Annotated in this window: 15 protein-coding genes and 3 tRNA genes; 8 read left to right on the top strand and 10 right to left on the bottom strand. The window is 69.3% G+C overall.

The genetic code is table 11. The features are described 5' to 3' along the window. Positions 1-14: 14 nt before the first annotated feature. Positions 15-2,432, bottom strand: a complete 2,418-nt coding sequence (gene hrpB, locus ACLQ7T_RS05420) for an ATP-dependent helicase HrpB (RefSeq protein ID WP_420478494.1) — start codon at positions 2,430-2,432, stop codon at positions 15-17. 149 nt (positions 2,433-2,581) lie between these two features. On the opposite strand from hrpB, the gene ACLQ7T_RS05415 reads away from it, so the two are divergent. The 4 genes from ACLQ7T_RS05415 to ACLQ7T_RS05400 all read left to right on the top strand — a co-directional run bounded on the left by ACLQ7T_RS05415 (position 2,582) and on the right by ACLQ7T_RS05400 (position 6,485). Then, positions 2,582-4,189 (top strand): amino acid permease, encoded by a 1,608-nt coding sequence (locus ACLQ7T_RS05415; RefSeq protein ID WP_420478493.1) that lies wholly within the window; start codon positions 2,582-2,584, stop codon positions 4,187-4,189. A gap of 89 nt (positions 4,190-4,278) precedes the next feature. Next, positions 4,279-4,363 (top strand) — tRNA-Leu (locus ACLQ7T_RS05410). Between the two features lie 136 nt (positions 4,364-4,499). After that, the gene (locus tag ACLQ7T_RS05405) at positions 4,500-5,573 is read left to right on the top strand and encodes a PA0069 family radical SAM protein (protein WP_420478572.1); all 1,074 of its coding nucleotides are present in this window, start codon (positions 4,500-4,502) and stop codon (positions 5,571-5,573) included. 63 nt (positions 5,574-5,636) lie between these two features. Continuing rightward, positions 5,637-6,485: an alpha/beta hydrolase family protein gene (locus ACLQ7T_RS05400; RefSeq protein WP_420478492.1), complete on the top strand. Its 849-nt coding sequence runs from the start codon at positions 5,637-5,639 to the stop codon at positions 6,483-6,485. Here ACLQ7T_RS05400 and ACLQ7T_RS05395 read toward each other — a convergent pair. Continuing rightward, a complete protein-coding gene (locus ACLQ7T_RS05395; protein WP_420478491.1) occupies positions 6,482-7,729 on the bottom strand; it encodes a class I SAM-dependent RNA methyltransferase in 1,248 nt (415 codons plus the stop codon). The two genes, ACLQ7T_RS05400 and ACLQ7T_RS05395, sit on opposite strands and share 4 nt — an antisense overlap. Positions 7,730-7,887: 158 nt before the next feature. Here ACLQ7T_RS05395 and ACLQ7T_RS05390 point away from each other — a divergent pair, with 158 nt between their 5' ends. Beyond that, the gene (locus tag ACLQ7T_RS05390) at positions 7,888-8,511 is read left to right on the top strand and encodes a hypothetical protein (RefSeq protein ID WP_420478490.1); all 624 of its coding nucleotides are present in this window, start codon (positions 7,888-7,890) and stop codon (positions 8,509-8,511) included. A gap of 209 nt (positions 8,512-8,720) precedes the next feature. On the opposite strand, the gene ACLQ7T_RS05385 is transcribed toward ACLQ7T_RS05390, so the two are convergent. The 5 genes from ACLQ7T_RS05385 to ACLQ7T_RS05365 all read right to left on the bottom strand — a co-directional run bounded on the left by ACLQ7T_RS05385 (position 8,721) and on the right by ACLQ7T_RS05365 (position 15,551). Beyond that, entirely contained in the window at positions 8,721-9,449 is a 729-nt protein-coding gene (locus ACLQ7T_RS05385; RefSeq protein ID WP_420478489.1) for a TlyA family RNA methyltransferase, read from the bottom strand. Positions 9,450-9,576: 127 nt separating this feature from the next. Continuing rightward, complete coding sequence (locus ACLQ7T_RS05380) at positions 9,577-12,303, bottom strand: valine--tRNA ligase (protein ID WP_420478571.1); 2,727 nt, start codon at positions 12,301-12,303, stop codon at positions 9,577-9,579. 181 nt (positions 12,304-12,484) lie between these two features. Beyond that, positions 12,485-13,144: a DUF2497 domain-containing protein gene (locus ACLQ7T_RS05375; RefSeq protein ID WP_420478488.1), complete on the bottom strand. Its 660-nt coding sequence runs from the start codon at positions 13,142-13,144 to the stop codon at positions 12,485-12,487. Between the two features lie 148 nt (positions 13,145-13,292). Then, positions 13,293-14,795 carry a TolC family outer membrane protein gene (locus tag ACLQ7T_RS05370; protein WP_420478487.1) on the bottom strand — a complete coding sequence of 501 codons (1,503 nt, stop codon included), beginning with the start codon at positions 14,793-14,795 and terminating at the stop codon, positions 13,293-13,295. A gap of 126 nt (positions 14,796-14,921) precedes the next feature. Continuing rightward, complete coding sequence (locus ACLQ7T_RS05365; protein ID WP_420478486.1) at positions 14,922-15,551, bottom strand: protein-L-isoaspartate O-methyltransferase family protein; 630 nt, start codon at positions 15,549-15,551, stop codon at positions 14,922-14,924. A 116-nt stretch (positions 15,552-15,667) separates the two neighbouring features. On the opposite strand from ACLQ7T_RS05365, the gene ACLQ7T_RS05360 reads away from it, so the two are divergent. After that, positions 15,668-15,741: transfer RNA gene (locus ACLQ7T_RS05360), tRNA-Cys, on the top strand. 90 nt (positions 15,742-15,831) lie between these two features. On the opposite strand, the gene ACLQ7T_RS05355 is transcribed toward ACLQ7T_RS05360, so the two are convergent. Both ACLQ7T_RS05355 and ACLQ7T_RS05350 read right to left on the bottom strand, forming a co-directional pair. Beyond that, the gene (locus ACLQ7T_RS05355; RefSeq protein ID WP_420469687.1) at positions 15,832-15,954 is read right to left on the bottom strand and encodes a hypothetical protein; all 123 of its coding nucleotides are present in this window, start codon (positions 15,952-15,954) and stop codon (positions 15,832-15,834) included. Between the two features lie 89 nt (positions 15,955-16,043). Next, positions 16,044-16,847 carry a TrmH family RNA methyltransferase gene (locus ACLQ7T_RS05350; protein ID WP_420478485.1) on the bottom strand — a complete coding sequence of 268 codons (804 nt, stop codon included), beginning with the start codon at positions 16,845-16,847 and terminating at the stop codon, positions 16,044-16,046. A 71-nt stretch (positions 16,848-16,918) separates the two neighbouring features. Here ACLQ7T_RS05350 and ACLQ7T_RS05345 point away from each other — a divergent pair. Continuing rightward, positions 16,919-16,993: transfer RNA gene (locus ACLQ7T_RS05345), tRNA-Asn, on the top strand. A gap of 220 nt (positions 16,994-17,213) precedes the next feature. Here ACLQ7T_RS05345 and ACLQ7T_RS05340 read toward each other — a convergent pair. Next, positions 17,214-17,978, bottom strand: a complete 765-nt coding sequence (locus ACLQ7T_RS05340; RefSeq protein WP_420478484.1) for a hypothetical protein — start codon at positions 17,976-17,978, stop codon at positions 17,214-17,216. Between the two features lie 80 nt (positions 17,979-18,058). Here ACLQ7T_RS05340 and ACLQ7T_RS05335 point away from each other — a divergent pair, with 80 nt between their 5' ends. Next, the gene (locus tag ACLQ7T_RS05335; RefSeq protein WP_420478483.1) at positions 18,059-18,655 is read left to right on the top strand and encodes an LOG family protein; all 597 of its coding nucleotides are present in this window, start codon (positions 18,059-18,061) and stop codon (positions 18,653-18,655) included. The last annotated feature ends 84 nt before the right edge of the window (positions 18,656-18,739 follow it).

Here is an 18,739-nt window from a genome sequence, read left to right as displayed (position 1 = left end):
GCGGCGGGGCAAACCTAAGTGCCGCGTGGCTTGGCGCGGTTGGTGGCCTCGGCGACGGATGGGTCTTCGGGCCAGGGGTGGCGGGGATAGCGACCGCGCATGTCGGCGCGGACATCCTTCCATGAGCCGGACCAGAAACCCGGCAGGTCCTTGGTCATCTGGATCGGTCGACGCGCGGGCGACAGCAGGGCGAGCGTCAGGGGCGCGCCCCGGCCGACCGTCGGATGGGTCTTCACCCCGAACAGCTCCTGCACCCGGATGTCGACGCGCGGTCCGCCCTCGGCGGCGTAGTCGATGGCGGCCGAGCCCAGCGGAGTTTCGAGCCGCTCGGGCGCCAGTTCGTTCAGCGCGCGCTGGCGGTCCCAGGGGATCAGGGCGCGCAGGCCATCGGCAAGGGCGCCGTCCTGGATGGCCTCCAGCGCCTGCACGGTCTCCAGCAGAGGCCAGAGCCAGGTTTCGCGTTCGGCCAGCAGGCCGTCGTCGCTCATGTCGGGCCAGCCGTCATCGAGTGACGACAGGAAGGCCAGCCGCGCGCGCAGGGCCGAGGCGCGCTCGCCCCAGCGCAGGCCCTTGAGGCCGTCCGCCTCGACCTCGGTCTTCAGGGCGGCGGTGATCGCCTTGCGGTCCGGAGCGCCCATCAGCTTCTCGTCGACCACCACGGCGCCGATGCGGCGGATGCGCTTCAGGACCATCCGGCCCGAGGGCTCGCGGGACAGCCGGTCCTCGACTTCGAGCCGATGTTCGAGACCGGCCAGTTCGACGGGTGCGGCCAGACGGATGCGCTCCCGGGCGTCTCCGCCGCCCAGTTCGGCGACGGCCAGCCAGGGCTCGCGCGCCATGATGTCGGTCGGCTCAAGAAAGGCGCCGCGGCCTGAGGCCAGCAGGAACTCGCCCGGCTTGCCGCGGGCCTTGGCCACCCGTTCGGGGAAGGCCTCGGCCAGCAAGGCGCCGGCGTCCGGGTGACCGCCCTTCCCCGCCCCCGCCGCCTTGGCCCAGCGGTCGGCCAGTTTCGCGGCGTCACGGGCGCGGGGCGAGCGGTCACGGTCAAGGCCGCGCAGGCGTTCGGCCAGGTCGACGGCGTTCCCGCCGAGGCCCGGCTCGCTGAGCACGGCGGCGATCCTTGCGCCCAGAATGGCGTCCCCCTGATCGCCGGCCACGGCGACCATATGGGCCAGACGCGGCGACAGGGGGATGCGGGTCAGGCGGCGGCCATGGTTGGTCAGGGCGCCGTCGGCATCGAGCGCGTCGAGCCGGGTCAGCACCTTGCGCGCCTCGGCGAAGGCGCCGGCGGGCGGCGGGTCCAGCATGGCCAGTCCGTCCGGCGAGCGTGCGCCCCAGCGGGCCAGATCCAACGCGAAGGCGGTCAGGTCGGCTTCGAGGATTTCAGGGCGCTGGTGGGCGACGAGGCCGCGGGTCTGTTCCTCGTCCCACAGGCGGTAGCAGACGCCCGGCTCGACCCGTCCGGCCCGGCCCCGGCGCTGCTCGGCCGAGGAGCGGCTCACCTTGACGGTGGCCAGCCGGGTCAGGCCGCTGGAGGGCTCGAACCGGGGCACGCGCGACAGGCCGCCGTCGATGACGACGCGGACGCCCTCGATGGTCAGGCTGGTCTCGGCAACCGAAGTCGCCAGCACGATCTTCCGCCGGCCGGGCGCGGCCGGTTCGATGGCGCGGTCCTGCTCGCCCTTGTCGAGACCGCCGTAGAGCTGGACGAGGTCGACCTGGGCCGGAAGCCGGTCGCCGAGGGCGCGGGCGGTCCGGTGGATCTCGCCCTGCCCCGGCAGGAAGACGAGGATGGAGCCGGTCTCTTCCGTCAGCGCCTGCCGCACGGCGCGGGCGACGGCCTCCTCGAACCGCTCGGCGGGATTACGGCCGAGGTAGCGGGTCTCGACCGGATACATCCGCCCTTCGGCCTCGATGGCCGGCGCGCCCTCGAGAAGCTTTGAGACCCCCGCGATGTCCAGTGTGGCGGACATGACCAGCAGGCGCAGATCGTCGCGCAGCAGGCCCTGCGCCTCTCGCGCCAGGGCCAGCCCCAGATCGGCGTCCAGACTGCGTTCGTGGAACTCGTCGAACAGGACCGCGCCGACGCCGTCCAGCGCCGGATCGTCCAGAATCATGCGGGTGAAGACGCCCTCGGTGATGACCTCGATGCGGGTCTTCGGGCCGATGCGGGATTGCAGCCGTGTGCGATAGCCGACCGTCCCGCCCGCCTGTTCGTTCAGGGACGAGGCCATGCGGTCGGCGGCGGCGCGTGCGGCGAGGCGTCGCGGCTCCAGCACCAGAATACGCTGATCGCCAAGCCACGGCTGATCCAGCAGGGCCAGCGGCACGACCGTGGTCTTGCCCGCGCCGGGAGGCGCGGCCAGCACGGCGACATTGCCTTGCGCAAGCGCGGACTTCAGCGGGTCGAGAACGGCGTGGATCGGCAGCATCGGGGTGCGATCTAGCGGCAACGGGGCCGTTCACGAAAGCGTCGTCTCATGTTCACGCATCGGAAACCGCGTTGCCACCGCTCCTTCGCACGGCTAGCGTCCCGCCCAAAGCAGCGAGAGGGCTGCTTCTCAAGTCGGAGGGGTATTTTATGTGGCGCGTTAAATCGCTCGACGCGATTCTGGCCACGGCCGAGAAGAAGTCGCTTCATCGGTCGCTGGGTCCGGTCCAACTCACACTTCTGGGGATCGGGGCCATCATCGGCACCGGGATCTTCGTTCTGACCGCCGCCGCCTCGCAGAAGGCCGGCCCGGGCATGATGCTCAGCTTCGTCATCGCCGGCGCCGTCTGCGCCGTGGCGGCGCTCTGCTACTCCGAACTGGCGGCCATGGCCCCGGTGTCGGGCTCGGCCTACACCTATACCTACGCCGTGATGGGCGAACTGCTGGCCTGGTGCGTCGGCTGGGCCCTGATCCTTGAATACGCGGTCGCCGCCTCGGCTGTGTCGGTGGGCTGGTCGGGCTATGTGCTCGGTCTGATCGAACAGGGGCTCCATTTCGACTTCCCTGACCTTCTCGCCGCCGGGCCGACCTGGAGCATGAACGGCTGGATCCCGACGCCGGACTTCTCGGCCGGCATCGTCAACGTTCCGGCGATCATCGTCGCCCTCGCCGTCACCGGCCTGCTGGTGCTGGGCACCACGGAATCGGCCCGCGTCAACGCCATCCTGGTGGCGATCAAGGTCGTCGCCCTGACGGTCTTCGTGGCCCTGACCCTGCCGGTCATCGACAGCGCCAACCTGTCGCCCTTCGCCCCCAACGGCGCCTTCGGGGCCTATTCGGGCATGGGCATCGTCGGCGCCGCCGCCTCGATCTTCTTCGCCTACGTGGGCTTCGACGCGGTCTCGACCGCCGCCGAGGAAACCAAAAACCCGCAGAAGAACGTGCCGATCGGCCTGATCGGCTCGCTGGCCTTCTGTACGGTCTTCTACCTGCTGGTGGCCCTCGGCGCCGCCGGCGCCATCGGCGCCCAGCCGGTCCTCGGCGCTGACGGTTCGGCGGTCCAGCCGGGCTCGCCGGCCTTCGTCGCCGCCTGCGCCCTCGCCGAGAACAGCGAGCGTCTGGTTTGCTCGAACGAGGCCCTGGCCCACGTCCTGCGCGTGATCGGTCATGAGCAGGTCGGCAACGCCCTCGGCATCGCCGCCATGCTGGCCCTGCCCTCGGTCATCCTGATGATGATCTACGGCCAGACCCGCATCTTCTTCGTGATGGCCCGCGACGGTCTGCTGCCGGAAGGCCTGACCAAGATGCACAAGAAGTTCAAGACGCCCTACGTCGTGACCATCTTCACCGGCCTGGCTGTCGCCATCGGCGCCGCCCTGTTCCCGGTCGGCCAGCTGGCCGACATCTCGAACTCGGGCACCCTGTTCGCCTTCTTCATGGTGTCGATCGCGGTGCTGGTGCTGCGCAAGACCGATCCGAACCGCGCCCGTCCGTTCCGGATGCCGCTGGTCTGGGTCATCGCCCCGATCTCGGCGGCGGGCTGCGCCTTCCTGTTCTGGAACCTGCCGCACGACGCCAAGATGGTGCTGCCGATCTGGGGCGCCGTCGGTCTGGTGATCTACTTCCTGTACGGCATGCGCAAGTCGCACGTCGGCCGCGGCATCGTCGATGTGCCGGAGCTGGACGCCGACGCCCCTCCGGGACCGGTTCCGCCCATGCCGGGCGCGCCGTCCCCGACGGACGACCACAAGGGCTGATCCCCGGATCAGTGACGACGAAGGCCCGGGAGCGATCCCGGGCCTTTTCCTTTGCGGCGACCTCGCCTAGACGAGGCGGCAGAACCTATGCGGATGTGGCGGAACTGGTAGACGCACTGGATTTAGGTTCCAGCGCCGCGAGGCGTGGAGGTTCGAGTCCTCTCATCCGCACCAGCTTTCTTCCCTTGCCCTATCGCTCGCCGTGCGGCGGCTCGCTGCTTGAGGGCGTGTCAGCCCGTTCTCCGGATCGGGCTTTTTTGCCGCTCGCATTGTTCTTGATTTGTTCTCATTTCAGCGTATCGTCCTGTCCATGGTCGAGACGGTGAAAGGACGGGGTGCGCGGTCGAATGCGACCGGCCGCTTTGAACCCGAAACCGTCGAGGCCTTCGATGACGGCTGGACCGATCAGGACGCGGAAGCGGCGCCGCTGCGCACCACCCTGACGCCCGAGGCGGCCCGGACGATCATTGCGAAGAACACCAGTCCGGATGTCGGTTTCGACCGCTCCATCAACCCCTACAAGGGCTGTGAACATGGCTGCATCTACTGCTACGCCCGTCCGTCCCATGCCTGGATGGGCCTATCCCCGGGCCTGGATTTCGAGAGCCGGCTCTTCTTCAAGCCGGGGGCAGCAGATCTGCTGGAGCAGGAATTCTGCAAGCCGCGATACGTCTGCAAGCGCATCCACATAGGCGGCAACACCGATCCCTATCAGCCGGTTGAGCGCGAACTGAGATCGACACGGTCGATCCTGGAGGTGATGCAGCGGTTCCAGCACCCGTTCAGCATCATCACCAAGTCGGTGCTGATCGCGCGGGACGCCGACATTCTCGGCCCCATGGGGCGTGACGGGCTGGCCTCGGCCTTCGTCTCGATCACCACCCTGGACCGCAAGCTGGCGCGGGCGATGGAGCCGCGCGCCTCGACCCCGGTGAAGCGGCTGGAGGCCATTTCCCGGCTGGCGGATGCCGGCTGTCCGGTGGGCGTGGGGTTCGCCCCGGTCATTCCCGGACTGAACGACCACGAGCTGGAAGCCATTCTGGAGGCGGCGGCCAAGGCCGGGGCGACCAGCGCCATGTACGTGACCCTGCGTCTGCCGCTGGAGATCAAAACCCTCTTTGCTGAATGGCTGGCCGACGCCCGCCCCGACCGCGCGGCCCGGGTAATGTCCCTGGTGCGCCAGACGCGCGGCGGCCGGGACTATGATCCCGACTGGTCGCAGCGGATGAAAGGCTCCGGGCCGGTGGCCGAACTGATCGGGACCCGCTTCCGCGCGGCGATCAAGCGCTACGGGCTGGATGGGCCGCGGCCCCTGCTGGACGAAAACCGGTTCAGGGTTCCGGCCTCGGCGCGGAAGCAGATGGACCTGTTCGACGCGGCTTAGGCGCCACTGGACAAAGACGGCTTCAAGGCGCGAACTGCCGGAGTTCGGTCTGGTGAGGCGATGATGATCCTGCGCAAGATTCGGGTGACGGGGCTGATCGCCGTCGCCGCCCTGAGCCTCACCGCCTGCGTGAAGGTGGATGTGCCCGAACGGGCCTTCTTCTGGCCGGACGCCCGGCTGGCGCGGGAGAACATCACCCTGCCCGCCAATCCGCCGCCCGAGGGGGCGGAGACCCTCGTGCTGCGCTATGCGGAAGGCCCCATCGGGGCGACGCGGGTGCGGTCGGCGGACGCGGCGCGGCCGCTGATCCTGTTCTGCGGCGGCAACATGTTCCGGCGCGAGGCGTCAGGCGGCTCGCGCGCCGACATTCTGGCCCCGTTCGGCGACGCCCTGATGTTCGACTACCCCGGCTATGGCGACACGGCCGGCCTGGACACCTTCGCCAATTTCCGCGCCGTCGGCGAGGTGGTGGCTGATGAGGCCCGCCGTCAGGCTGACGCCGAGGGCCGACGTCTGATCGTCTGGGGCCACTCCCTGGGGGGCATCGTCTGCTCGGAAATGGCCGCGCGGACCCGGGCCGATATTCTGGTGCTGGAGACCACCACGCCCGGCGCCCGCGCCACCGTCGAGCAGCAGGTGGGCCTCATGCGTCCCTTCGTGCGCGTCACCTTGGCGCCCGCGCTGGAGACGGTCGATATTCCCGCGGCCCTGAACGGGTATGCGGGCAAGGTGGTGGTGCTGGAGGCCGGCAAGGATGACACCCTGCCCCCGGCCCTCAGCCGTCGGCTGGCGCGGGCGCTGGAGGCGCAGGGCAATCGGGTGGACCGGATCGTCTTCCCGGCCGCCGGGCACAATGACGTGGGTCGCCAGCCGGAGTTCGCCGCGCGGCTGACGGCGGCGCTGGCGCCCTAGCGCCGAAAGACGCTGACCAGCTCCACGTGGGCCGACCACAGGAATTGGTCAACCGGGGTGACGCTCTCCAGCCGGAACCCGGCGTCCAGCAACACGCGGGCGTCGCGGGCGAAGGTGACGGGGTTGCAGGAGACGTAGACGACGGTCGTCGCCTTGGTCTGGGCGATCTGCTGGGTCTGCTCCAGCGCGCCGGCGCGCGGCGGGTCCAGCACGATGGCGTCGCAGCCGCGCAGATCGTAGGGCGCCATCGGGCGGCGGAACAGGTCGCGGGCCTGGGCCTCGATGGTCTTGATCTTCTTCGCCGTCCTAAAGCCCGCCTTGAGGGCGGCGATGCCGGGGGCGGAGCCGTCGGCGGCGACGACCGGCGCGATGCTGGCCAGGGGGAAGGTGAAGGTGCCGGCGCCGCAGAACAGATCGGCGATCTTCTTAGCCCCCTTCACCGCCGCCACGGCGCGCTCGACCATGGCCTGTTCGGCGGGCGGTGCGGCCTGCAGGAAGCCGCCGGCGGGCACGGGGACGGTGGCCGGGCCGAACTGGACGTGCGGCTGGCGCGCCATGACCAGGGTCTCGCCGGCCAGGCTGAGGCGGGCCAGATCGGCGGCGGCGGCGGCCTCGATGGCCTTCATCTGGGCGTCGCGGGACAGGCCCCCGCCCGAGCGGCGCTCGACCCCTGTCACGTCGACGTCCAGCCCGTCCAGGGTCAGGGTGACATGCAGGGTCGGCGCGGATTTGGGATGTTCCAGGAAGGGCTCGGCCACCTTCGCCAGCGCCGGAAGCGCCGCGACCAGTCGCGGATCGGCGACAGGGCAACGGGTGACTTCGACCAGCCGCCAGCTCTTGCGGGCCTTGAAGCCGAGAACGGCGCCGCCGTCCGGACCTCGACGGGCGTGCAGGGCCAGGCGACGGCGCGAGCCGGCGGGTACGGGCACGGTCGGCTCGACCTCGACCTCGATATTCTCGCGGGCGAGGGCCAGCCGGACCTGCTCGCGTTTCCAGTCCAGATAGGGACCGGCCGCCCAGTGCTGCAGGGAACAGCCGCCGCAATCGCCGTATTGCGGCGAGACCGGCGCGATCCGGTCGGGGCTGGAGGTGACGATCTCGACCTCTTCCAGTCGCCCCTCGCGCACCACGCCGCGCACGGTCTCGCCCGGCAGGGTCAGCGGGGCGAAGACAGGGCCCGCGGGGGTTTCGGCGATGCCGTCGCCCTGCCCGCCCACGCGCGAAATGATCAGCGTTTCCGTCATGCGGCGCTTCTAGAGGCAAATCCGCGCCGAGCGAAACATGAACGAAGATGAACGGCGCGATCAAAGGCCGTTCAGCTTGGCGCCGTCATAAGGGATGCAACAGACACGGGGCCGGATCGTTCGGTCGTCGGGTTTGATGTTTTTCAAGGATGACGCCGATGTTCGTCTCTCTCACCAGCAAGGCCGCCTGCGGGGCCGCCGCCGTTGCGGCCGCCGGTCTGCTGCTGGTCCCCGCCAGCGCCTCGGCGCAGGCCTACACCTACCAGGGCGACCGCTACAGCGGCGGCTACGACTACTACGGCCAGAACCACGGCGACCGCTATTACAGCGGCGACCGCTACCCGGACCGCTATGACAGCGCCTACGGCTACTGCCGCGATGACCGCAGCCAGCGGCGCGCGGCGGGTGCGACCATCGGCGCCGGCATCGGCGCGGTGGCCGGATCACAGGTCGCGGCGCGCGGGCGTCGGACGGAGGGCAGCATCCTCGGCGGCGTCCTGGGCGCCGTGGTCGGCGGCGCGGTCGGCAACGACTCGGCGGCGGATTGCGAACGCTATGATGATCGCGGCTACGCCTATCAGGGCTACGACAGCCGGTACGACGATCGCTACGGTCGCGACGCCCGCTATGACGACCGGTACCGCTATGACGACCGCTATCGTTACGAGGACCGGTCCGGATACCGCAGCGATCGCTACGGTTGCCGCACGGTCGAGACCCGGACCCGCGACTGGAACGGCCGTCTGGTGACCCGCTACGAGGAAGTCTGCAACGGCTACTGACGAGATCGCGTCGCCGGTTATTTTCAGCCCCCCTGTCGATCGGCGATGTGACGGGAGCCGCCGGTGGAGAAATCCACCGGCGGTTTCTCATGTTTGTGGGAGCGCGGACCGTCGGCCCTTCGGGACCTCCCGACCCGACGCGCTCCGGGGCGCTTCGCGCTCAAGCAGCGAGCCGCCGCGCGGCGAGCGATAGCGCCCCGAAACGCCGCCTAGCGGCGTTTCGCCCAAAGAAGATATTCGACGTTTCCATCCCCGCCGGTGATCGGGCTTTCGGCGGTGGCCTGAACGGTCCAGCCGCGGGAGGCGATCCAGTCGCTGACGCGGGTGAGCGCCGCCTGACGGGCGTCCTCGTCCTTGACCACGCCGCCCCGTCCGACGTCGGACCGGGTCTCCATCTCGAACTGGGGTTTCACCAGCGTCACCAGATCGGCGTCCGGCGCGGCGAGCGCGAGGGCGACCGGCAGGACCTTGGACAGGCCTATGAAGCTGGCGTCGCAGACGATCAGCCCGGGCGCGTCGGGGATCCGGTCCGGCGTCAGCTCACGGGCGTCCGTCTTCTCCAGATTGGTCACGCGGGGATCGGCGGCGAGGCGCGGGTGAAGCTGTCCCTGCCCCACATCGACCGACCAGACATGGGCGGCGCCGCGCTCCAGACAGACCTCGGTGAATCCGCCCGTGGAGGCGCCGACGTCCAGCACCACCCTGCCCTCGACCGCGACCGGCCACAGGGTCAGGGCGTGATCGAGCTTGAGGGCGGCGCGGCCGACGAAGCGGTGGGCCGCTTCGGCTTCCAGAACCGCGTCGTCGGCGACCTTTTCCGACGCCTTCGAGACCACCCGGTCGTCCACCTTGACCAGCCCGGCCTCGATGGCCGCCTGGGCCCGCGAACGGCTGTCGAACAGGCCGCGGGCGACGAGGAGCTGATCGATACGGGTCATAGTTCCTCCCCGCCCCGGGGAGGGGGACCATCCGAAGGATGGTGGAGGGGTGTTGAAGCGAGCGCGAAGCCGGCGCCCCTCCACCGCTTCGCGGTCCCCCTCCCCCGTTGGGGGAGGAATGTCGGCATCAGAGCGCTTCCAGCCGCTTCAGCGCCGCTTCCAGACGCGCCTTGCCGGCTTCGGCCTCGGCCAGCTTTTCGTGTTGTTCCTCGACGACTTCCGGCGCCGCGCGCGCGACGAAATTGGGATTGCCCAGCTTCTTGTTCACGTGGCCGATGTCGCTGTCGAAGGCGGCGATCTCCTTGACCAGACGGGCCTTCTCGGCGGTCAGATCGATGATGTCGGCCAGCGACAGGGCCGCCGTGTCACCGCTGACGACGAGGGACACCGCGCCCGTCGGCAAGGCGTCGGCGATCGAGACTTCGGAGACCCGCGCCAAGGTCAGGATCAGCGGGCGGTGCAGCTCGATCAGACGCGCGTTTTCAGCCGACGGCGAGACGAACGTGAGCGGCGGCTTGGCCGACGGCGGGACGTTCATCTCGGCGCGCAGCTGGCGCACCTCGGTGACCAGATCGACCAGCCAGCCGATCTCGGCGTCGGCGGCGGGGTCGATGAAGCTGTCCGGCAGTTGCGGCCATGCGGCGCCCAGCAGCATGGCCTCGTCGCGTGGGGCCCCCTCTTCGGCCAGCTTGTCCCACAGCTCTTCGGTAATGAAGGGCATGACCGGGTGCATCAGCTTCAGGGTCTGGTCCAGGGTCCAGGCGGTCATGGCGCGGGTCTCGGCCCTGGCGGCCTCGTCCGCGCCCTGGAAGACCGGCTTGGCCAGTTCGAGATACCAGTCGCAGAAGACGTTCCAGACGAATTTGTAGAGCGCCGAGGCGGCGTCGTCGAAACGCCCGCCCTCGATGCCGTCCGCCACCTGACGCTCGGCGCGGGCCAACTCGCCGCGGATCCAGCGGTTGATCGACTGCCGGACCGTCGACGGGTCGAAGCCCTCGACGCGCTGGGCCTCGTTCATCTGGGTGAAGCGAGCGGCGTTCCAGAGCTTGGTGCCGAAGTTCCGATAGCCTTCAATGCGTTGCTTCGACAATTTGATGCGACGCGTGCCCGACAGAATGGCCATGGTGAAGCGCAGCGGGTCGGCGCCCAGCTCGTCGATGATGTCCAGCGGGTCGATGACGTTGCCCTTGGACTTCGACATCTTCTGACCCTTCTCGTCGAGGACGAGGCCGTTGATGACGACGCGCTTGAACGGAACCTCATCCATGAAGTGAAGTCCCATCATCATCATCCGGGCGACCCAGAAGAAAATGATGTCGGCGGCGGTGACCAGATCGCCGGTGGGATAGAAGCGCTGCAGGTCTTCGGTCTTCTCCGGCCAGCCCATGGTCGAGAAGGGCCACAGGGCCGAGGAGAACCAGGTGTCGAGGACGTCCTCGTCCTGGGTCAGGGCCTTGCCGCCGGATTGTGCGATCGCCTCTTCCTCGGTCTCGGCGACGTAGATGTTCCCGTCCGCATCGTACCAGGCCGGGATGCGGTGACCCCACCACAGCTGACGGCTGATGCACCACGGCTCGATGTTGCGCAGCCATTCGAAATAGACCTTCGAATAGCTGGCCGGTTCGAAGGTGGTGTCGCCCTGCTCCACCGCCTTGATGGCCGGCTGGGCGAGCGTGTGGGCGTCAACGTACCACTGGTCCGTCAGCCACGGCTCGATGACCACGCCCGAGCGGTCGCCGTGGGGGACGGCGTGTTTGGTCTTCTCGATCTCCTTCAGCCAGCCCTCTTCCTCGGCGCGGGCGACGATGGCCTTGCGCGCGGCGAAGCGGTCCATGCCCTCGTATTCGGCGGGCACGTCCGGGGTGTCGGCGGCGGTGATGCGGGCCAGCGAGTCCATGACGTTCAGCGTCGCCAGGCCGGCGCGCTTGCCGACACCGAAGTCGTTGAAGTCGTGCGCCGGCGTGATCTTCACCGCGCCCGAACCCTTGGTCGGGTCGGCGTACTCGTCGGCCACGATGGGGATGCGCCGGCCGGTGATCGGCAGGGTCACGAACTGGCCGACCAGGCCGGCGTAGCGGTCGTCGGTCGGGTGAACGGCAACACCGGTGTCGCCCAGCATGGTCTCGGGCCGGGTGGTGGCGACGACGATGTAGTCGCGGGTCTCGAACGCGGTGGCCTTGCCCTCGTCATCGAAGGCGACCGGGTGTTCGTAGGTGACCCCGTCCGCCAGCGGATAGGCGAAATGCCAGTAGGCGCCGTCGACCTCCTTCTGCTCGACCTCGAGGTCCGAGATGGCGGTCTGGAAATGCGGATCCCAGTTCACCAGACGCTTGTCGCGATAGATCAGGCCGTCCTTGTGCAGCTGGACGAAGACCTTGCGGACGGCGGCGTTCAGGCCCTCGTCGAGGGTGAAGCGCTCGCGCGACCAGTCGCAGCTGGCGCCGAGGCGGCGCAGCTGGCGGACGATGGTTCCGCCGGACTGGCCCTTCCATTCCCAGACCTTGTCGACAAAGGCGTCGCGGCCCATGTCGCGGCGACCGGGCTCGCCCGCGGCGGCCAGCTGGCGCTCGACGACCATCTGGGTGGCGATGCCCGCGTGATCGGTGCCCGGCAGCCAGAGGACCGCCTTGCCCTTCATCCGGTGATAGCGGGTCAGGATGTCCTGCAGGGTGTTGTTCAGGGCGTGACCGATGTGCAGCGAGCCGGTCACGTTCGGCGGCGGAATGACGATCGAATAGGCGTCGGCCGCGCCGTCCGTGGCGGCCGCGGCGCGCGGGGCGAACAGGCCGCTGTCCTCCCACCGGGCGTACAGGCGGGGTTCAGCGGATTTCGGATCGAAGGTCTTGTCGAGCATGGTCATTCTTTGTGCCCTATCGCTCGGCCCACGGGGCCTCGCTGCTTGAGGGCGGTTTGATCGCTTGCCCTAACGCGACAGACGCGGCGTGTCGCGCTTGAGGACGGTTGAAAAGAGAAAGGGCGGCCCCGCCGGAGCCGCCCTGTGGTGATCTAGTGAAGATCGGTGCGCAGGTGAAGGCTTAGCCGGCCGAGCGGGCGATGCGTTCGACTTCCTTGCGTACCTGGGCCTCGACGATGCCCGGCAGATTGGCGTCGAGCCACTCCTTCAGCATCGGGCGCAGCATTTCGGCGACCATCGCCTCGACGCTGTTGCCGCTGAGGAAGTTCATGTCCGGCGCCGACGGCGCAGGGGCCGAGGCAGGCTTCTGGAAGCTGGCGGCCAGGCCGGCGAAGGCCGAGGCGGCGCTGGCGGCGGCGCTCTCGCCCACCAGCGAATCATAGTTGGTCGTGGGAACCGACGGATGTTCCGGCGTGTGGATTTCCGGCGGCGGAGCGAACACCGACTCACTGACCGGCTCGGCCGGGAAGGGTTCGGGCGCTGCGGCCGAGACGTCCAGATCACCGATGCTCTCGGCCGGAGTCTCATAGGTGTCGGTCAGTTCGAGGACGTCGTCCTCGACGGGTTCGGGTTCGGGCGCGGGCGGCGGAGCGGCCTCGAGGACAGGCGCCGGCTCGGGCTCGGGCTCCGGCGCGGGGGCCGGTTCGGGCGTGGGTGCGGGTTCAGGGGCCGGAGCCGGGGCAGCCGCCGTTTCCGCCGGGGCGTCGTCCTCGGAGATGATCCGGCGGATGGACGCCAGGATTTCCTCCATTGTCGGTTCCTGGGCGGTCTGGTCGGTCATGTCGGTATCCCGGGCACCCGCTGGCGCGAGCGGACTGATGGAAAAACAGGCGTGCGGCGCGGTTCCCCGCACCGCACCAATGTCGTCGCATCTCAGCCCGTCGGAATCAACGGGGGTTTTCCCCCGCAGGGCGAGTTTCCGCGCGCGATCAGTCGCGCGGCGCCGTCCGCACCACTTCGGACTTCAACTGGGCGTCGACCGGGGCGTCCTCGGCGTCGGCCGCCGGAACGATGGCCGGCGCAGCGACGCGATCGATGGTCTCGACCACGGCGTCCCACGGCAGGGCGCCGCGATTGCGGACCCGGCGATAGTTGGCGGCCGGATCATAGGTCTCGATATCCGGCACCAGGTCCGGGCCTTCCAGCTTGCCCATGGCGGCCAGCAGGTTGGCCTGGGCGACGTACTCATTGCGGCGGGCGCCGGCGAGGGTGACCTCGGCGTTGCGCAGCTCCAGTTCCTGGTTCAGCACGTCCAGGGTGGTGCGCAGGCCGACCTGGGCCTCCTGACGCACGCCTTCGGCGGCGACGGTGGCGGCGCGCACTGCTTCCTGTCCGGCCTGCAGGGTGGCGCGGGCCGAGATCGACTGGGCGTAGGCCGAGCTGACGGCCTGCAGGGTGTTGCGACGCTCGCCCTCGACGCCGATCTGGGCGGCGTTGGCGCGCTCCAGGGCCTGGGCGACGCGCGACGAATTCAGGCCGCCGGTGAACAGCGGCACCGACAGGGTCGCGCCGGCGGTCAGACGGGTGTTGTCGCCGAGGTCTCCCAGGCGATCAAACTCGCTGGAGCCGCCGTAGCTGGCGGTGGCGCGCAGCGACGGCAGGAACTCGGCCTTGGCGGCGGCGACGTTGGCTTCGGCGGCCTGCAGCGAATAGGCGGCCGCGCGGATGCCGGGGTTGTCCAGCAGGGCTTCGTCGAGGGCCGCGTCGAAATCGGAGGGCACGCCCGGCAGGGTCGGCATCGGGGCCAGGTCCCCCGGCGCCTGACCGACGACAGCGGCGTAGGCGGCGCGCGACACGGAGAGCTGGGCGCGGGCGTTGGCCAGGTCGGCTTCGGACTGGGCCAGACGGGCTTCCGACTGGGCGACGTCTGTGCGGGTGATCTCGCCGACCTCGAAGCGGGCGGTCGATTCGTCGAGCTGGCGGCGCAGCACGCCGAGGTTGGCCTCACGGATGCGGAGAACCTCGGTGTCGCGGATCACGTCGGCATAGGCCTGGATGACCAGGGCGAGGACGCTTTGCTCGATGTCCCGCAGGTTCTCGCGGCCCGAAAGGATCTCGGCGTCGGCGGCGGTGATGGCGTGGCCGACCCGGCCTCCGGTCCACAGATTCTGGCCTACGCCGATGGTGGCCGAGGCGCTGTCCGTCTCGGACACGCCGCCCGAGGTGAACGGCGGGGTGCCGACAACCGGGGAGTCGGTCCGGGTGTAGCTGCCGCTCAGCGTCACATCGAGGGTCGGACGCAGGCCCGCGCGGGCCTGGACGATGCTTTCATCCAGCGCGCGCTGATTGGCGCGTTGGGCCAGCAGCGACGGGTTGGTCCGATAGGCCAGCGCGATCGCTTCCTGCAGGGTGTCCGCCCAGGCCGGAGCGCCGATGCCGGCGACCATGGCGATGACGGCGACCGAGGTGAGTGCGCGCGAGCGTTTCAGCATGATGGTTCCTGCATGGCGCGGGGGGTGCGCCCTCATATGATACGGTCTGATGCGGGAGGGATTATTCCCGCGCCAGTTAAGTTTTTTTCACGCGATCACCCGGCGTCTCCGTCGGGGCTCCCGGAACTAGAGGGCGAAGGTGGGTTCCGGCGCCAGTTCCGCAAGCATCGGCGGGGCCGCGTCGAACAATTCCTTGCGCGATATGCCTTGCGGGCCACGGAGGTAGAGAACCGCCTTCCCGGCCGGGCCCGAGCGCTCGACGACCGCGAGCCGGCCGCCGACGGACAGGGCCTTCAGCCAGGCCTCGGGACGGCCCGGGACGGCGGCTTCGGAAACGATGATGTCGTAGCCCTCGCCTTCCGGGGCGGTCAGCGGCGCGACGACGGCGGCCACTCCCTCATCGGCGAGCGCGGGGCCGGCCACGTCGAAGACGGCCGCGTCCGAGTCCTGGGCGGTGACGTTCAGGCCCATCCGGGCCAGAACCGCCGCGGCGTAGGGGCCGGCGAGAACGAGGGCGCGCTCGCCCTCGCGCGCCCGCAGCGCCATGAGCAGCTTGGACAGGTCCCGGGGCAGCATCAGCCGACGGTCGCCCGCGACCTGGGGCTCGACCTCGGCGTAGGCGGCGAAGGCGCGATCCGCCGGAACCAGGCGTTCCCGCGGCACGGCCAGCAGGGCCGCCTGCAGGGCGCGGTCTGTGACGTCGTTGACCCGAACCTGGCTGTCGACCATGGCCTTGCGAGCGGCGGTGAAGTCCATCGTGGAAGAATCCTGCTGAAATCTGCCGCGCTTATAGGTCTGTGCGTTGCAGCGGACAATCCGATCTGATAGCGAACCCGCCTCGCGATGGACGGCCTGGTTTCTCCAGGGCTCTCGGCCTGATGGCGGAGTGGTTACGCAGCGGACTGCAAATCCGTGTACGCCGGTTCGATTCCGGCTCAGGCCTCCATCGCGGGATTTCCCTACAGACGACGCCGCAGGACGCACGCGAACAGGCGCGCCGCGCCGCGACGGCCCGCGCCCCTGAACTGAAGCGATTTCAGGCGATCGGCGCGGTGATCCAGCCGATGGCCCCGGCCGCGCCGACGGCGGCGGCCACCACCGCGACGGCGATGCCGACGCGCGCATTGCGACTGACGAAAACGAGAATACCGCCGAACATACGCCTACCCTCCCCGGACGCCTCACTGCGACACAGGTCCGGCGCGTCATCAAGGTGTACAAAGCGTTAATCGCGATTTGGTGATCGTTTTACGCTTCGCGCGCGAAATGATGCAGGGCCAGCGCCCCCGCGACGGCGACATTCAGCGAATCGAAGCCGCCGGACATGCGAATCCCGACCGGCTCGCAGCGGGTGATCAGCGCGGACGGGAGTCCCGGTCCCTCGGGGCCCAGCACAATGGCGACGCGACCGCCGGCGGGGGTCCGGTCCAGCGTCCGGTCGGCGGACGGGGTCATCGCCAGCACCCGGAAGCCCGCCGCCTTGAGGTCTTCGACAGTCCCTGTCGCCTCGAGACCCGTCGCCATCGGCGTCCGCAGGACCGCGCCGACGGAGACCCGGATGGCCTTGCGGTAAAAGGGATCACAGCACCGGTCGTCCAGCAGGACGGCGTCTGCGCCGAAGGCGGCGGCGTTGCGGAACAGACCGCCCATATTGTCGTGATTGCCGATCCCGCAGGCGAGGACGACGGTCGCCTGCTCTCCGGCGTCGTTCAGAAGCGCCGCGAGCGGCGTCCGGGCAGGCTTCTCTCCCAGCGCCAGAATGCCCCGGTGAAGAGGGAAGCCGGCGATGGCGTCCAGCACGCCCTGGGCGGCGACATAGACCGGCGTCTCGTCCGGCAGGCCGGTCAGGGCGTCCGCGAGGCCCTCCAGCCGGTTCTCCGCCAGCAGGACCGCGCGGGGGCGACAGAGGGAATGTCCGGACGTCAGGACGCGCAGCACCACCTCCCCTTCCGCGACGAACAGGCCCTGCCGCCCGGTCAGGTCTCTTTCGCGGATGTCGCGGAAGCCCGCGATACGGGGATCATCGGGGGTTTCGATGCGGAAGTTTTTCAAAGTCCGACATTTCCTGTTGCCTACATTCGATTCCCGTTGCTATAGCGCCCGCCTTCCCGAGCGAAACCTGTTCCGCAGTAGCTCAGTGGTAGAGCAGCCGACTGTTAATCGGCTGGTCGTAGGTTCGAATCCTACCTGCGGAGCCATCGCCCGGCCTTTCCCCCTCGACGGTGTCGTCGGGGGCGGTCTTTCCGGATCATTCGCGAACACCACCGCCCCGGCGATCGTTTCGGCGCGGCGGGACGGCTTTCCGCGCGACGGCGTTCGGACAAGAAAAAAGCCCGACGCGAGCGCCGGGCTGAAGAAGTTCGGTGATGGTGGGTGTCCTCGAAGAAGAGAAGACGATCCCTGTTGCGACCGAATTGGTTAACCGACTGTAAACCGTGAGGCGACCGGGCCGTCCGGCAACCAGGTCCACTGTCGGGCGCCGCCGGGACCGCTCCAGCCGACCCGCCAGCCTTCGCCCGCCCGCTCGACCTGCAGGGGGGCGGCGTCTGTCCCCGGCCCCGGCCAGACAAAGGCCTGGTCCCCGACCCTGACCACGCCGCCGGGAGCGACCGCGCCGAGCAGAACGCTCCACACGCCGCCTTCCCCCGGAATGACCTGCAGCGCCTCGCCCTGCGCCGACACCTCCACTCCCGCGCCCTGTGAGGCGGTGTGGCCGGAGGCGAGCAGGGAGCGGGCGTCGCTGTCGATGGCCCCGAGCGGCGGCGCCGGGTCGAGCCGCCGGGTCGGGCCGCCCGACCGGAGCACCGCGATAGGACCCCGCCCGCCGTCGATGATCAGCAGACGATCCGGCGACGGCGCCGCGTCCTGGCCCACCTGGGTCTCCGGACGCAGAAGAAGCGCCCCCCGGGGACGGATCATGCGAATCTCGAATCGACCGTCCGGATCGGCGGCCGCGGCGTAGGCGGCGCCCTGATCGCTGCGCAGAACCACCCGGGCGCCCGGCTCGGCGCGTCCGGAAAAGATCAGGCTCGCGTCCGCCTGCCGCACCGACAGGATCTGCGGCGGCTGGGTCCAGCCGGTCGTGTTTCCGGCCACGTCGCGGGCCGGCCGCTCGGCCTCCGGCATGCAGGCGGCCAGGCCGACGGCCGCGAAGGCGGCGATCACGCAGAAGGGCCGTTTCATCCTGTCTCTCCCGCAGCTAGGAATACGCCCCCGATAGCGCGGCGGAGCCGCCGCTGTCTTCCGTTTCACCCCGAGGTTTCATGACCATCTCCATCCAGCCGTTCGACGGCAAGTCCGTCTGCCTGTTCTGCGGCTCTTCCGACCGGTCTGATCCGGCCTACACCGTCGCGGCCCAGGAATTCGGCGCGCAGACGGCCGCGGCGGGCTGGCGACTGGTCTACGGTGGCGGCGGGGTCGGCCTGATGGGCGCCTCGGCCCGCGCCGCCCACGCGGCCGGCGGTCGGGTGCTGGGCGTCATGCCCGGCTTCCTGCGCAGCCGTGAGCGTCTGTTCGATGACGTCGAGACCCTGGTTGTGACCTCGATGCACGAGCGCAAGACAATCATGTACGACCAGTCGGACGCCTTCGTGGTCGCCCCCGGCGGCGTCGGCACCCTGGAAGAGGTGATCGAGGTTCTGTCGTGGAAGCGGCTCGACCTTCACCACAAGCCGGTGATCTTCTTGAATATCAACGGCTTCTGGGACACGCTTCTGGCAGCGATTGAAACCGGCATCGCGCAGAAGATGACGCCGGACAGCTTCCGCGAGGCCTATAGCGTCGTGGACAGCGTCGAGGCGGCGATCGCCCTGATGCAGAGCGCGGACGATCTGCCTCACTTGCAACATGATCTCCGGTAAGTGAACGTTGATCAGGGCGCGTCGACAGCGTTTCTTTTGGAAACGCGCTCTTGACAGTTTTAAATAACAACGCACACTGAGATG

It is taken from the genome of Brevundimonas sediminis, from assembly GCF_048799765.1.
Lineage (GTDB): Bacteria > Pseudomonadota > Alphaproteobacteria > Caulobacterales > Caulobacteraceae > Brevundimonas.
Note: the sequence above shows the minus strand (reverse complement) of the source record. Positions and strands in the feature narration are given on the sequence as shown.